Origin of the sequence: Paractinoplanes rishiriensis (assembly GCF_016862375.1) — a bacterium.
Taxonomy (GTDB): Bacteria; Actinomycetota; Actinomycetes; order Mycobacteriales; family Micromonosporaceae; genus Actinoplanes; species Actinoplanes rishiriensis.
On sequence record NZ_BOMV01000019.1, the window covers coordinates 1 to 14,098 of the forward strand.

Sequence of the window (14,098 nt, forward strand, 5' to 3'; positions counted from 1 at the left end):
CCCCCCGCACCGCCCGGCACCGCCGCACCCCGCACCGCCCGGCACCGCCGCACCCCGCACCGCCCGGCACCCGGCACCGCCCGCATCCACCGCCCCGCGCGGGCTCCGTACCCGCTGGCGCTGGTCCGGGCGGGACCGCCCGTTAAAGTTCCTGCCGTGGGGTTCGGGGTTGTGAAGGACGGGACGGAAATGTCGGGCGATGTGCGCCAAAGCACCGGGATATCACCCGAGCGGCTGGCGTTGTGCCTTGAGGTGCTGGCCGAGGCGGAGGGGCTGCCGGTCGAGCATCCGGATGCGGTTGCCCTGCGCCGGGCCACCGCGGGGCTGTTCAAGACCGCCAAGCTGCAACGGCGCCGGGACCGCCGGGATGCCATTCTGGCCGCCGATCGGGAGGTCACCGAGGCCACCGCGACCGGGGCGCCGGGGCGGATCGACGACGAGACCGCCGGGATTCCGCTGCGCACCACCGCCAAGGCGGCCAGCGCCGGAGTGCTGCTCCAGGCCCGCGGCTGCTATGTCTGCAAGCAGCGCTACACGGTCGTCGACGCGTTCTATCACCAGCTCTGCCCGACCTGCGCCGCCGGCAATCACGCCAAGCGGGACGCCCGCACCGACCTGAGCGGGCGGCGGGCGCTGCTCACCGGCGGTCGCGCCAAGATCGGCATGTACATCGCGCTGCGGCTGCTGCGCGACGGTGCCGACCTGACGATCACCACGCGGTTCCCGCACGACGCGGTGCGCCGGTTCTCGGCGATGCCGGACAGCGGCGACTGGCTGCACCGGCTCCGGGTGGTCGGTCTCGACCTGCGCGATCCCGCTCAGGTCGTCGGACTCGCCGACGCGGTGGCGGCGCGCGGCCCGCTGGACATCCTGATCAACAACGCCGCCCAGACGGTACGCCGTTCACCCGGCTCCTACGCGGCGATCGCGGCCGCCGAGCAGGAGCCGCTGCCGGACGGCCCGCTGCCCGAACTGGAGTACTTCGGCACGGCTGGCGCCTCGCCCGCGGCCGCGCTCACCACCGGAACCCCGGTGCTGACCCCGCAGCAGATCACCGAGATGGCGCTGACCGCCCGGTCGGTCGCGATCGACGCCGGCGGCCTGGTGCCCGACACCGCGCCCACCAACAGCTGGAGCGACCGGGTGCACGAGGTCGAGCCGCTGGAGTTGCTCGAGGTGCAGCTGTGCAACGTGACCGCGCCGTTCGTGCTGGTCAGCCGGCTGCGTGAGGCGATGAAGCGGTCGCCGTTCCCGCGCCGCTACGTGGTGAACGTGTCGGCCATGGAGGGCATCTTCCGCCGCGGCTACAAGGGCGCCGGCCACCCGCACACCAACATGGCCAAGGCCGCCCTGAACATGCTGACCCGCACCAGCGCGGCCGACATGTTCACCGACGGCATCCTGATGACCAGCGTGGACACCGGCTGGATCACCGATGAGCGCCCGCACCCGACCAAGATGCGGCTGGCCGACGAGGGCTTCCACGCGCCGCTCGACCTGGTCGACGGCGCCGCCCGGGTCTACGACCCGATCGTCCGCGGCGAGCAGGGCGAGGACGTGTACGGGTGCTTCCTCAAGGACTACGCGCCGGTCCCCTGGTAGAAAGCGACGAGCCACACCTCTGCGGAGGTGTGGCTCGCACTTCGTTTCAGATTCAGTTGTCAGCCGAGCTGGTTCAGCGCGGGAAAGCGAAACCGGCGAGGCTGCCGCCGCCGCTGCTGCTGCCGCTACCACCGCTGCCGCCGCTGCTGCCGCTGCCACCGCTGCCACCGCTGCCACCGCTGCCACCGCTGCCACCGCTGCCACCGCTGCCGCCGCTGCCGCCGCTGCCGCTGCCACCGCTGCCGCTGCCGCTGCCGCTGCCACCGCTACCGCCGTTGCTCCCGGGCCAGTTCGGCCAGTTCGGGAAGTTCGGGAAGTTGGGGCGGTTGATCCACGGCCGGTGCGGCCGCGGCCACCAGTGGCCTCCGTTGTGGTGGTCGTTGCCCGGCCACCACTGGCCGACCCAGCGTCCCGGCCAGCGGCCGTTCCAGCCGTGACCCCAGTTGTTTTCCTCGACTACCAGCGCGTAACGGCGGTTGTGGAAGCCGGAGGGGACACGAACACACTCGTACTCCTCCCACCAACCCTCTTCCTCGCCGAAGTCGCCAGCCCTGTCGCAGATCCGGTAGCTGCGGAAGAACCCGACCACGCGGTCGTCGTCGCCCCACCACGGGCGGGCGCTGCTCTCGGACCGCGACGTCCCCTGATCGGTGCTGGTGGCCGCCACAGCGGGCCCCGCTCCGATCGTGACGCCCGCTACCAGTCCGATACCGGCCGTCATGAGCATCCGGGTAAATCGGTTCATGTCACACCTTCTCTTGACAAACGTTGTGTCTCGATCAGGAGAACATGCGCACAGAGCGTGACTGGCCAGTATCCCAGGGTGTAACCCGATCGTGGAAGAACTGACTCTGCCTACTCTTCCGGCAGGGCGCGGTAGGCCGGACGCAACAGGTCGACAATCGGGCGCCCCTCGTACGCGAGCGGCGGCGGGTCGAGCTGATCGAGCAGCGCGTCGGGCCGTGCGGCGGCTCCGGGCCGCCCGCCGACCGGCACCACCGGCACCGTTTCGCCACCCCAGAATGCGGTGACCTCAAGCTCACCAGCGTCGGGAACGTGGGCCGCCGGCGACGTCTCGACAACCGGCAGCGGCGCGAAGGCCGCGGCGCTGCGCAACTCGCGCAGGTGCATCAGCAGCTCGTCGCGGCCGCGTCCGCGCCAGGCGAACACCCCGAACGGGTCCTCCTCGAACGAGCGGGCCAGGGCGTAACACGTGGCGGCCAGGTGGACGCACGGCATCGGCCAGCGCTCGCAGGTGCAGTCCATCGCGACCTCGTCGAGCGACAGCGGCACCAGGCTGAGCCCGGCCGCCTCGAAGACCGCGCCGATCCCGGCCGGCATCCGGCCGGCGAGCAGGTCGGCGGCGTAGCGGGCCTCAGCCGCCAGATCCTGTTCGACGCGGGCCCACTCGGACGCGCCGAAGGAGCGCACCGCGATGCGCGACCGGAACGCCGTGGCGTCGTCGGGGCCGCGGACCAGCGCCACCACGAGGCTGCCCGAGACGGTCAGCTGCCGCACGTGCCCGGCCCGCTCGTCGCGCCGGCCGCGGGCGAACGTGGGCGCCATCCGCAGCGACTCGAAGGTGCCGAGGAAGGCCAGGGACAGTCGCTCGTCAGTCAACGATCGCCTCCGGAGCCAGCCGGAGCAGGTCGCCGAGTTCGGTCGTGGACAGTGCCGTCAGCCAGCCCTCGCCGTTGCCGACCACCCGCTCGGCCAGCACGCCCTTGTCGGCGAGCAACCGGTCGATCCGTTCCTCGAGGGTGCCCAGGCAGAGCAGGGTGTGCACCCGGACGTCGCGTTCCTGGCCGATCCGGAACGCGCGGTCGGTGGCCTGCGCCTCGGTGGCCGGGTTCCACCAGCGGTCGACGTGCACGACGTGGTTGGCCGCGGTGAGGTTGATGCCGGTGCCGCCGGCCTTGAGCGACAGCACGAAGACGCCGGGGCGCTCGTCGGCCTGAAACTCGGCGATCATCGCGTCGCGTTCCCGGCGCGGGGTGCCGCCGTGCAGATAGCGGACCGGAGCGCCGAACCGCGCGGCCAGGTGCGGCGTGAGCATCGCGCCGAACCGGGCGAACTGAGTGAACGCCAGCACGCTCTCGCCCGACGCGAGCGCACCGTCCACGATCTCCTCGATGCGCTCGAGCTTGCCGGAGCGGCCGGGCAGCGGCGACCCGTCGCCGAGCAGCAGCGCCGGGTGCACGCACGCCTGTTTCAGCTTGGTCATCGCGGCCAGCACGATGCCCTTGTTCCACTTGTCGCGGCTCTCGGTGAGCCGGGCGTCCATCTCGTCGAGCACCGCGCGATAGAGCGTGGCCTGCTCGGTGGTGAGCCCGCACAGGTGGCGCACCGCGCGTTTGGCCGGCAGGTCGGGGAGGATCGACGGGTCGGATTTGACCCGGCGCAGCAGGTAGGGGCGGGTGGCGGCGCGCAGCCGGGCGGCGGCCTCCTCGTCGGCGAACCGCTCGATCGGCACCGCGAACCGGGCCCGGAACGTGTGCGGCGACGCCAGCAGGCCGGGGTTGACGAAGTCGAGGATCGACCAGAGCTCGGCCAGCCGGTTTTCGACCGGGGTGCCGGTCAGCGCGATCCGGGTGCGGGCCGGGAAGCGGCGCACCGCCTTGGCCGTCGCGCTCGCGCTGTTTTTCACGTGCTGCGCCTCGTCGAGCACGACCCTGTCCCAGGCGATCGCGGCGAGGTCGCCGGCGTCGCGGGTCGCGGTCGCGTATGTGGTCAGCACGATGTCGGCGCCGGTCAGCGAGCCGGGCGCCGGGCGCTCGGTGCCGTGCAGCACCCGCACCCGCAGCGACGGCGCGAACCGGGCGGCCTCGCGCTGCCAGTTGCCCAGCACCGAGAGCGGGCAGATCAGCAGCGCCGGCCCGGACCGGCGGTGCAGCAGCAGGGCCAGCAGCTGGACGGTCTTGCCCAGGCCCATGTCGTCGGCGAGGCACGCACCCAGCCCGAGGCCGTCCATAAAAGCCAACCAGGAAAAACCCCGGATCTGGTACGGCGGAAGCGCGCCCACCAGCGCCGGCGGTGCGGGCAGCAACGCGAGCTGCCGGGGCAGTTCACCGGCGAGCAGATCGGCTATCCAGCCGGTGCCGCCGGTCGCGGTGACCGGCAGCGGCAACTCCTCGGGCGGCAGCAGCCGGATGGTGCGCAACGCGTCGCCGGCGGTGATCGCGCCGCCGCCGCGGGCCAGGAAGCGCAGCCCGGCGTCGAGCCGCGCCGAGTCGAGCCAGACCCACCGGCCCCGCAGTCGCACCAGCGGCACCTTGGCCCGGGCCAGATCGGCCAGCTCCGCCTCGGTGAGCGCCTGACCGCCCACGGCCAGGCCCCAGCGGTAGTCGGCCAGGTGGGCCAGGTCGGCGGTCTCGTCGCGCAGCACCGGGGCGATCGGGTCGCGGGTGCGGACCTCGAGGGACAGGCCGAGCCCCTGCCGGTCCCGCCACCAGGCCGGCAGCAGCACGCCGTAGCCGGCCTCCTCCAGTACGGCGGCGTGGCTGAGGAAGCGGTGCGCCTCCTCGGTGTCGAGCACCATGTCGACCGGCCGGGGCACCCGCAGCGCCGCCTCGAGGTCGGGGTAGAGCCGGGCGGCCCGGCCCAGGCCGCCGAGCAGCCGTTCCTGCGGGTGGCGGGTCCAGCGGCGCAGTGGGGCGTACTCGTCACGCCAGACGTCGGCGGCAGTGACCTGCGCGCTCGGCTCATGGACCGCCTGGAGCAGGAACTCGAGCAGCCAGGAGTCGTGCGTCTCGGTCGCCGGTTCGAGATCGGCCAGGTGGGTGAGCCGGAAGCAGAGCCGCACCGCGGCGCCCGAGGCCGCGTCGGCGTGCCAGGCCGCGAGTCGCTCGGCCAACTCGTCGGCCAGGGCCGGCGCGGCGGTGAACTCGGGCTCACCGGTGAGCGCGGCCAGCCAGCCGGTGCCGATCTCGATGCCGGCCTCGGCCAGCCGGGTGCGGACCAGGCCGTCGACCAGCTGGTGCAGGGCGGCGGCCAGGGTGTCGGCGGCGGGCAGGCCGGCCACGTCGCCGGGGCGGGCCCGCTCGGACCGGCAGGCGGCCGGCATGCGGCGCAACAGGTCGGCGCGGTGGACCTCGTCGAAGCCGGTGAGCACCGGCCGCCACCGGGCGACCGGCCCCTCGGGCAGCACGGCGGGCAGCACCCGGCCGCGGCGGACCAGGTCGGCCGCGAACGCGCACAGCTCGGCCAGCCAGCGCACCGAGGCCGCGACCCGGCCGCCGAACTCGTCGGCCAGGTCGTCGTCGACGAACGGCACGGTCACGGCCGGCACCTGCCAGGCCCGCAGGCGCGGCTCGGCCCGGCGCCCGGCCGCGACGCCGAGCTGCGGCGACGGCAGCGGTCCCGAGGACGAGGACGGCAGCACCAGGGTGGCCGGCCCGCGCGCCTCACCGGCCGGCAACTCCGCGGCGGAAAGCGCGAACGGATGCCCGCCACGCCGCCGGCCGCCGGCGGCCGGGTGCCCGGACGAATCCGCCCCACCCCGCCGGCCTCCGGCAGCCGGGGCATCGGTCTCGGCCCACAGGCCGATGGCGCCGTCGCGGCCGAGGAAGCCGTGCAGGACCCGGACCGGCAGTGCTTCGACCGATTGGGCGACCAGCTGCGTCATCGCAGCGTCCAGACGATGTCGGGGGGCCGCACCCGGGCGCAGCGCGGTTGACCGGCCGCGTCGGTGAGGCCGAGCGACCCGACCAGCACGCCGCCGCCGGCGACGGCCCCGCGCAGCAGGTCACCCGGGACGTCGCCGAACATCAGTTTGGCCCGGCGGAACATCGCGAACCCGGCATCGTCGACGTTGCCCCAGCTCAGATAGAGGAAGCGGGCGCCGGGGCGGCCGTGCACCCAGGGGCCGCCCACGTCGAGCAGGCCGTCGACCTCGCGGGTCACGACCTCGAACTGCCAGGCCGCGGCCGGCGCCGACGCCGGCACCCGCTCGACCACCTCGCGGCCGCGCTGCACGCCCACGTGCACGTTGCGCAGGCGCAGCTCGCCGGCGTATGGGCCGTGGTGGCCCGGCAGGTCGTGGCCCTCGATCCGGATGTGCACGCCGCCGACTCTAAGCCGCGGGTACGACAGTTCCTAAGACCGCTTGTTGTCCCGCACCCAGGCTTCGATCAGCCCGCCGAAGTGGCCCAGGAACTTCTCGTGCTCGTGCACCGGGTAGGTGGCCCGGACCGTCTCGCGCAGCAGCGACCGGAACTCCTCCGAGGTGACCCACTCGTAGACGATCTCGTCGACCCGGGCGAGGTGGCGCGCGCAGAACTCCTCGTACCGCTCGGTCTCGAAGTACTCGTCGGCGAGCTTGCGGTATCCGGCCAGCTTTTCCGCATAGGACAACGACGGGTCGTCACCGATCGCGAAGTAGCGCGACGTGTCGGTGTCCAGGCGCGGCTTGCGGCCGGTCACCACGCAGAAGACGGTCCAGCGCAGCAGTGCCGACATGGCCCACGGGAAGTAGTAGTGCAGCGACGTGACCGCCACGTCCGGGCAGGCGTTGGCGTAGTCGATCGGGTGCACGTCGGTGCCGCGGACCAGCGACTCGCACGAGTTGAACTCCCACCGGAAGAACGCGTTGACCAGCCGCGAGATGGTGACCACCTCGTCGCCCACGTCGGCGGACAGGAAGTTGTGATCCACCTCGTACCGGGAATGCATGGGTTGCTCGGGGCGGAACCTCATCACCATCGTCTCGGGCCCGATGGTCAGCGAACGCGCGAACACGTCGTAGCCCTCGACCGCGGCCTGCAGGTGCATGAGCCGCTCCCCCGAGGCGTCGTAGGCGGCGTGCAGCTCGGCAGGATTGCGGATCCGGGAGACACCGACCCACGCCCCGCCGTCGTACGGCTTCATGAACATCGGGTAACCCACCTGCGCCGCCGTCGCATCCAGGTCGAAGGCCTGGTTGTAGCGGGCCGCCGTGTAGGCGTAGCGGCTGTTGTCCAGGGGGTTCTTGTACGGCACCAGGACCGTCTCGGGCACCTTGAGGCCGAGCCGCATCATCGCGCAGTAGGCCGCGTGCTTCTCCATGGACTGGAACGTGAACGGGCTGTTCAGCAGGTACACGTCGTCCATCAGCGCGATCTTCTTGAGCCACTCGCGCGGGTGGTAGTACCAGTACGCCAGCCGGTCGATCACCAGCTCGTGCCGGGGCCGGTAACGCAGGTTGAACGGCTCGATGGTGACCCGCTCGGAGATGGCCCGGTGCGACCGGCCGTCCGGTCCGGTGACGACGCCGAGGCGGCGCAGCAGGGCCTCGTACGCACGGGGCCAGTCGTCCTCCGTGCCCAACAGCAGTCCGATGGTGTGCTCGACGTCGGCCACGGCATCCTCCCCAAGAGTTCTTCGGACTTACGACCACACTCGCTGCAAGAGGTTCGTCAGGTGCGGATCGAGCGCGTCCCGCCAGCCGATCCAGTTGTGCGCGTCCCGGTTCTCCGCGAACGTGATCTCATATCCCTGCCCGCGCAGGGCACCGGCCATGCTCCGGTTGTTCGCCAGGTTTTCCTCGACCGTCCCGCAGGTCATCGCGACCGGCACAGCCGGGCCGTGGGAAGCCCGGTGCACCTGGGCGACGAACCGGATGATCCGCTGGTAACGCGCGAAGCCCGACTCCTGGCTGTCGAAGCGCGGCTGGAAGAAGCTGCCGGACTGCAGGAACAGGCCGGCGAAGCGGTCCGGGGCGTGCCGCTGGGCGGCCAGCGTGGCCAGTCCGCCGAGGCTCGCGCCGGCCGCGACGACCGGTTCGCCGGTGCCCAGCTCGGCGGCCAGCCGCGGCAGAATCTCGCTGGTCAGAGCGCGGTTGTACGCGGGCGCGGCGGAATACCACTCGAAGCGTTCGCCGGCCGGCAGCAGCACCAGGTGGAACGGCGGCACCCGGCCGGCCGCCACCGACGCGGCCGCGTACCGGCCCAGCTCGGCGTACTTGTCGTAGTCGGGGCCGTCGTGCACCACCAGCACGTGCCCGGTGGTGGTGGCCGGCGACCAGACCCGGACGGCCAACTCGGTCCGCAGGGCGGCGCTGGCCAGCTTGAGGTCACGCCAGTCGCCCCCGGCCGGCGGCAGGTGCAGCCAGTCCGGTTCGCGGTAGTCGGGGCACCAGAGCACCGAGGACTCGCCGAACCCGCCCGGCGCCCGGCGCGGGTTGCCCTGGTCGCAGATGGTCTCGCGGCGGCCGTCCCGGTGGGTCAGTTCCAGCTTGTACTCGATCCGGGCCGCGTCCGGACGCGGAACCCGCAGCTCCCAGCGTCGCTCGCCGGCCGCGTACCGGAACTCCGGAAAACCCAGGAACGCACAGAGAAGACGTACGCCCGACAGCTTTTGATCTTGATCTGGCAGCCGGAACCAGGCCGCGGCGCCGTCGCACCACGCTCCCGCCACCCGCTCCATCAGGTGGTGAACGTCTGCGAGCCGGACGGAGCGGGCGGCAGGCCGAACATCTCGGCCAGGCCGGTGACCCGCAACTGGCGGTGCACGAACTCGCTCGGGTTGCGCAGCACGAAGCGGGTGCCCACCTCGCGGGCCGCGTGATAGCCGGTGACCAGCGCGCCGATGCCCATCGAGTCCATGAACACCACGAACGTGAGATCGACGATCAGCGTGACCGGGCGCTCGCGCTGGACCGTGCCGGCCAGTTCGGTGCGCAGGGCGTCCACGGTGGCGGCGTCGAGCGAGCCACGGACCTCGACGACGATGGCGCCGTCGGCCTGCCGGCGCGTGGTCATCACCGCCTCGCCCATCACCGACCTCCGCTCCGCCGGCGCGTGCCCGCTGGCCACACGGTACAACGGCGGTCCGGGGTACCGCAGGCGGTACCACTCTCCACTTGCGCTGTGTGCCGGTGTCGTCACATGGTGAGATCGGTGGTCGCCAATCCCAGCGAAGGGTGGGTGCTATGACCGATACGTCGAGACGGCCGGGCATTTTCGCAATCCGCGACGTCCGTTCCCTCATCACCGAGACGGCCGAGGAAGGCCACGGTCTTAAAAAGGCGGTCGGCGCCACGCACCTCACCGCGATGGGCGTGGGCGCGATCATCGGTACCGGCATCTTCGTGGTGATCGGCAAGGGGGCCGGGATCGCCGGGCCGGCCGTCATCCTGTCGTTCGTGCTGGCCGCGGTGGCGTGCGCGTTCTCGGCGCTGTCCTACGCGGAACTCGCCTCGTCCATCCCGGTCGCCGGCAGCGCGTACACGTACACGTACGCCACCCTCGGCGAGGTGGTCGCCTGGATCATCGGCTGGGATCTCATCCTCGAGTACGGCGTGTCGGTGGCCGCCATCGCGGTCGGCTGGGGCGGCAACCTCAACGCGTTCCTGGACGCCGCCTTCGGTTTCGCGCTGCCGGACGCCATCGCCAAATCACCCTCCGAGGGCGGCGTCGTCAACCTGCCCGCGGTGGTGGTGGTCCTGGCGATCACGTTCCTGCTGGTCCGCGGCGTGACCGAGAGCGCCCGGGTCAACCTGGTGATGGTCGCGGTCAAGCTGGTGGTGCTGACCTTCTTCATCGTGGTGGCGTTCGCCAACTTCAGCACCGACAACTTCCAGCCGTTCGCGCCGGCCGGGGTCAACGGGGTGACCACGGCCGCGGCGATCATCTTCTTCGCGTACATCGGCTTCGACGCGGTCTCCACCGGCAGCGAGGAGGCGCGCCGGCCGGACCGCGACCTGCCCCTCGCGATCATCGGTTCACTGGTGATCTGCACGGTGTTCTACGTGCTGACCGCGGTCGGCGCGATCGGCATCGCCTCCCCCGAGCAGATGGAGGGCAGCGACGCACCGCTGGCCACGGCGCTGGACGAGGGCGCCGGCATGGACTGGGCGGCGGCCATCCTGGCGCTCGGCGCGGTCGTCGCGATCACCAGCGTGGTCCTGGTCATCATGTACGGCCAGACCCGCATCTTCTTCGCCATGTGCCGGGACGGCCTGATGCCCCAGCGGCTCGCCCAGGTCAACCAGCGTTACGGCACCCCGGCCCGGCTGACCATCGTGCTCGGCCTGCTCATCTCGGTGCTGGCCGCGCTGGTGCCGCTGGGCGCCATCGTGGAACTGGTCAACATCGGCACGCTCTTCGCGTTCATCGTGGTCAACATCGGCGTGATCATCCTGCGTCGCACCCGCCCCGAGATGCCGCGGCCGTACCGGGTGCCGTGGTCGCCGGTGCTGCCGCTGATCGGCGTGGCGTTCGCCATCTATCTGATGACGGACCTGCCCTGGGAGACCTGGTTGCGCTTCGCCGCCTGGCTTGCGCTGGGCGTCGTCATTTATGCGCTGTACGGGTACCGCAACTCGCGGGTGCGCTCCGAACCGGAGGCGACCCCCGGCTGGGCGAAGGAGCCGGAACAATGACCGGCCCGATCATCGCGGGCGCGCCGGGCGAGGCCGCCCTTCAGCTCGGCCGCTGGTATGCCGAGGCGCTGGGCCTGCCGCTGCTGGTGGCGGTCGTGCATCCGGCACCGGCCGCGCTCGGCTCCGGCCGGGTCGACGCCGAGTGGGTGGCCGACCGGCACCGGGCCGCCGAACAGGTCCTGGACGAGGCCCGCAAACTGCTGGCCGGCACGTCCGGCGAGGTGGAATACCGCACGGTCGCGTCGTCGTCGGCCGCGCACGGCCTGCACGACCTGGCCGAGGAGGTGCACGCGACGGCGGTCGTGGTGGGTTCCGGCGGCAGCACGGCCGAACGGCTGCTGTCCGGCAACCCCTGCCCGGTAATGGTGGCCCCGGCCCAGCCGTCGCCCCGCCCCGGCACGGTGGGCCGCATCGGCGTGGCGTACGTGGACACCCCCGACGGCCGGGCGGCGCTGGCCGGCGCGACCCGGCTGGCCGAGCGCACCGGCCTGCCGCTGCGGCTCTACACGGTGGTGGCGGACAGCGAGGCGTCGCTGCCGTTCCTGATCGGCCGGGACGCGGAGCGGGCCTTCCTCGACACCGCAAGGGAGACGTACGAGCAGGCCCTGCACACCGCGGTCGGGTCGGTGGCCGGGGTGCAGTCGGACTGGCGGATCGAGAACGGGGATGTCGTTGCCACGCTGGCCGAACTGGAGGATGTGGACGTGCTGTTCTGCGGGTCGCGCGGGTACGGGCCGGCGCGGCGGGTGCTGCTGGGCGGGGTTTCGGCCCGGTTGGTGCGGCGAGCCAGGCGGCCGGTGGTGGTGGTCCCCCGCAGCGGCTGATCCCGCGCGACCCGGGCCAGCACGGCGCGGCCGCCGTCATTCAACCGGCGCGGTGGCGGCCGCCGCCCGGCGGGATCGCGGCGGCCGTCGGCCGGTCGGCCCAGCTCGGGGTCGTGCTGCGCAGCGGCTCCGGGTCGAGGTCGCGCAGCGGCACGTACACCCGGGCGTCCACCGCCTCGGCCAGCAGCAGCGCGGCGACCAGTGCAGTCGGGCGTTCCTCGGGTTCCTTCGCGAGGCAGCGCGAGCAGAGGTCGTACACCTCGGGCGGCAGGCCGTCTATCTCGGGCAGCGGGTCCGGGTCGTCCTCGCAGGTCGCGTGGATCAGGCCGGTCGGGGTCGCGGCCTGCCACGGCAGCCGGCCGGACAGGCACTGGTAGAGCAGCGTGCCCAGGGCGAACATGTCGGTGGCCGGGGTGGCCGGCTCGCCCGCGAAGCGTTCCGGTGCCACATAGGCGGGCGTGCCCATGACCGGCCCGTCCGGGTCCTCGTCGGCCTGGCCCACCGACGCCGCGATGCCGAAGTCGAGAACCTTGGCGCCGGACGGGGTGAGCATGACGTTGCCGGGCTTGATGTCGCGGTGCACGACCTGCTCGGCGTGCGCGGCGGCGAGTGCGGCGGCGACCTCGGCGCAGATCCGCACCCCGATCTGCCAGTCGAGGCGGCCGGCGGTCAGATGTTCGCCCAGGGTCCGCCCCTCGACCAATTCCATGACGATGTACGGCTGATCTGCGCCGGCCCGGATCGACGTGCCGAAGTCGTGCACGCCGGCCACGTTGGGGTGAGCCAGCCGCGCCGCCGACCGTGCCTCGGCGCGCACCACCTCCACCGCGTCCAGTTGCCCCGGCGCCATGATCTTGACGGCCACCGGCCGATCCAGCACCTCGTCGTGGCCGCGCCAGACCTCCGACATGCCGCCGACGCCGATCCGCCGAACGAGCTGGTAACGCCCACCCAGCGTCCGAACCGTCATGATCCGGCGGTTACCCGGCGCGCACCGGGCACAAACGCGCCGGTCCGCAGATACAGTCCGAGGTCATGACCCGTTACGGCCCGATGTTCGGTCCCGACTACACGTTTCTCGGCGTACCCGCTTGCGATTGGCAGGATCCAGCCACGTACGCGGACGCCGAGGTGGTCATAGTCGGTGCCCCCTTCGACGGCGGTACGTCCCACCGCCCCGGCGCCCGTTTCGGCCCGCAGGTCATCCGCGGCACCGACTACCTGCCGCACGACGGTTCCCGCCCGCACCTGGCGATGCGGGTGGACGCACTGGCCGGCGTGAAGGACGCCGGCGACCTGGAGGTCTACTCCGGCGAGATCCAGCGCAGCTGCCAGACCATCGAGGACGCCGTCGCATTCGTAACGGCGAACGGCGCGATCCCGGTAATCCTGGGCGGCGACCACACGGTGACCTGGCCCGACGTAACCGGCGTGGCCCGCCACCACGGCCCCGGCAAAATCTCGGTCATCCATTTCGACGCCCACGCCGACACCGGCGACATCGAGTTCGGCTCCCTCTACGGCCACGGCCAGCCCATGCGCCGCCTGATCGAGTCCGGCGCCGTCCGAGGCGACAGATTCCTCCAGCTGGGCCTGCGCGGCTACTGGCCCGGCCCCGACGTCCTGGACTGGATGGCCGACCAGGGCATGACGTCGTTCCACATGAGCGAAATAGTCGACCAGGGCCTTGACGCAGTCCTGGACCGAGCCTTCCAAATAGCCCTGGACGGCTGCACAGGCGTCTTCCTCTCGGTAGACATCGACGTCTGCGACCCAGGCCACGCCCCCGGCACCGGCACCCCCGAACCAGGAGGCCTGACGGCCCGCCAACTACTGGACAGCGTCTCCCGGATCTGCCAGGAACTCCCGGTGGTAGGAATGGACATAGTCGAGGTCTCCCCGCCCTTCGACCACGCCGAGATAACCGCCATGCTGGGCAACCGAGTAGTCCTGGAGGCCCTGTCCGGCATGGCCCGCCGCCGCCACGACGCCGGCGGCCCCCGATGGAACCGGGCCACGCCCCTGCTCAAGGACCGAGGCACAAACCCCACCAGCTGAGGCCCCCACACCCACGGTTCCGAAGCGAGGACTCGCCCAGGATCAGTTCGGGCAGTCCCGGATGCGCACACTCCCACCGCCCGGACCCACCGAGCGACCGACTCCCGCACCAGACGGCCACACCAGCCCCCGGCGCGGCTCGCTCAGGCCAGCTTTGGTCGGCCCGGCCTGCCTGCCCGGCCTGCCTGCCCGGCCTGCCTGCCCGGCCTGCCTGCCCGGCCTGCCTGCCCGGCCTGCCTGCCCGGCCTGCCTGCCC

At 72.2% G+C, this 14,098-nt stretch carries 12 protein-coding genes; 4 read left to right on the forward strand and 8 right to left on the reverse strand.

Annotation, left to right across the window (positions count from 1 at the left end):
- Window positions 1–189 precede the first annotated feature (189 nt).
- Window positions 190–1,602, forward strand: a complete 1,413-nt coding sequence (locus Ari01nite_RS11370; protein ID WP_203781140.1) for an SDR family NAD(P)-dependent oxidoreductase — start codon at window positions 190–192, stop codon at window positions 1,600–1,602.
- 73 nt (window positions 1,603–1,675) lie between these two features.
- On the opposite strand, the gene Ari01nite_RS11375 is transcribed toward Ari01nite_RS11370, so the two are convergent.
- From Ari01nite_RS11375 to Ari01nite_RS11405, 7 genes are all read right to left on the reverse strand, one after another.
- Window positions 1,676–2,347: a hypothetical protein gene (locus tag Ari01nite_RS11375; protein WP_203781141.1), complete on the reverse strand. Its 672-nt coding sequence runs from the start codon at window positions 2,345–2,347 to the stop codon at window positions 1,676–1,678.
- 110 nt (window positions 2,348–2,457) lie between these two features.
- Window positions 2,458–3,222 carry an SWIM zinc finger family protein gene (locus Ari01nite_RS11380; protein WP_203781142.1) on the reverse strand — a complete coding sequence of 255 codons (765 nt, stop codon included), beginning with the start codon at window positions 3,220–3,222 and terminating at the stop codon, window positions 2,458–2,460.
- Window positions 3,215–6,226 carry a DEAD/DEAH box helicase gene (locus tag Ari01nite_RS11385; protein ID WP_203781143.1) on the reverse strand — a complete coding sequence of 1,004 codons (3,012 nt, stop codon included), beginning with the start codon at window positions 6,224–6,226 and terminating at the stop codon, window positions 3,215–3,217. The genes Ari01nite_RS11380 and Ari01nite_RS11385 overlap by 8 nt, the downstream gene beginning before the upstream one ends.
- The gene (locus tag Ari01nite_RS11390) at window positions 6,223–6,663 is read right to left on the reverse strand and encodes a DUF5990 family protein (protein ID WP_203781144.1); all 441 of its coding nucleotides are present in this window, start codon (window positions 6,661–6,663) and stop codon (window positions 6,223–6,225) included. Before Ari01nite_RS11390 ends, Ari01nite_RS11385 begins: the two co-directional genes overlap by 4 nt.
- Window positions 6,664–6,696: 33 nt before the next feature.
- Window positions 6,697–7,938: an ATP-grasp domain-containing protein gene (locus Ari01nite_RS11395; protein ID WP_203781145.1), complete on the reverse strand. Its 1,242-nt coding sequence runs from the start codon at window positions 7,936–7,938 to the stop codon at window positions 6,697–6,699.
- Window positions 7,939–7,965: 27 nt separating this feature from the next.
- Window positions 7,966–8,994, reverse strand: coding sequence for an alpha/beta hydrolase (locus Ari01nite_RS11400; protein WP_239162661.1), 1,029 nt, complete (start codon window positions 8,992–8,994; stop codon window positions 7,966–7,968).
- Window positions 8,995–9,002: 8 nt separating this feature from the next.
- Entirely contained in the window at window positions 9,003–9,353 is a 351-nt protein-coding gene (locus Ari01nite_RS11405; protein ID WP_203781147.1) for an STAS domain-containing protein, read from the reverse strand.
- 155 nt (window positions 9,354–9,508) lie between these two features.
- Here Ari01nite_RS11405 and Ari01nite_RS11410 point away from each other — a divergent pair, with 155 nt between their 5' ends.
- On the forward strand, window positions 9,509–10,960 hold the full coding sequence (locus tag Ari01nite_RS11410) for an amino acid permease (RefSeq protein ID WP_203781148.1): 1,452 nt from the start codon (window positions 9,509–9,511) through the stop codon (window positions 10,958–10,960).
- Window positions 10,957–11,784 carry a universal stress protein gene (locus Ari01nite_RS11415; protein WP_203781149.1) on the forward strand — a complete coding sequence of 276 codons (828 nt, stop codon included), beginning with the start codon at window positions 10,957–10,959 and terminating at the stop codon, window positions 11,782–11,784. The genes Ari01nite_RS11410 and Ari01nite_RS11415 overlap by 4 nt, the downstream gene beginning before the upstream one ends.
- Window positions 11,785–11,824: 40 nt before the next feature.
- Here the strand turns inward: Ari01nite_RS11415 and Ari01nite_RS11420 are convergent, their stop codons facing one another.
- Window positions 11,825–12,754: a serine/threonine-protein kinase gene (locus Ari01nite_RS11420; RefSeq protein ID WP_203781150.1), complete on the reverse strand. Its 930-nt coding sequence runs from the start codon at window positions 12,752–12,754 to the stop codon at window positions 11,825–11,827.
- Between the two features lie 65 nt (window positions 12,755–12,819).
- On the opposite strand from Ari01nite_RS11420, the gene speB reads away from it, so the two are divergent.
- A complete protein-coding gene (speB, locus tag Ari01nite_RS11425; RefSeq protein WP_203781151.1) occupies window positions 12,820–13,842 on the forward strand; it encodes an agmatinase in 1,023 nt (340 codons plus the stop codon).
- Window positions 13,843–14,098: the final 256 nt, after the last annotated feature.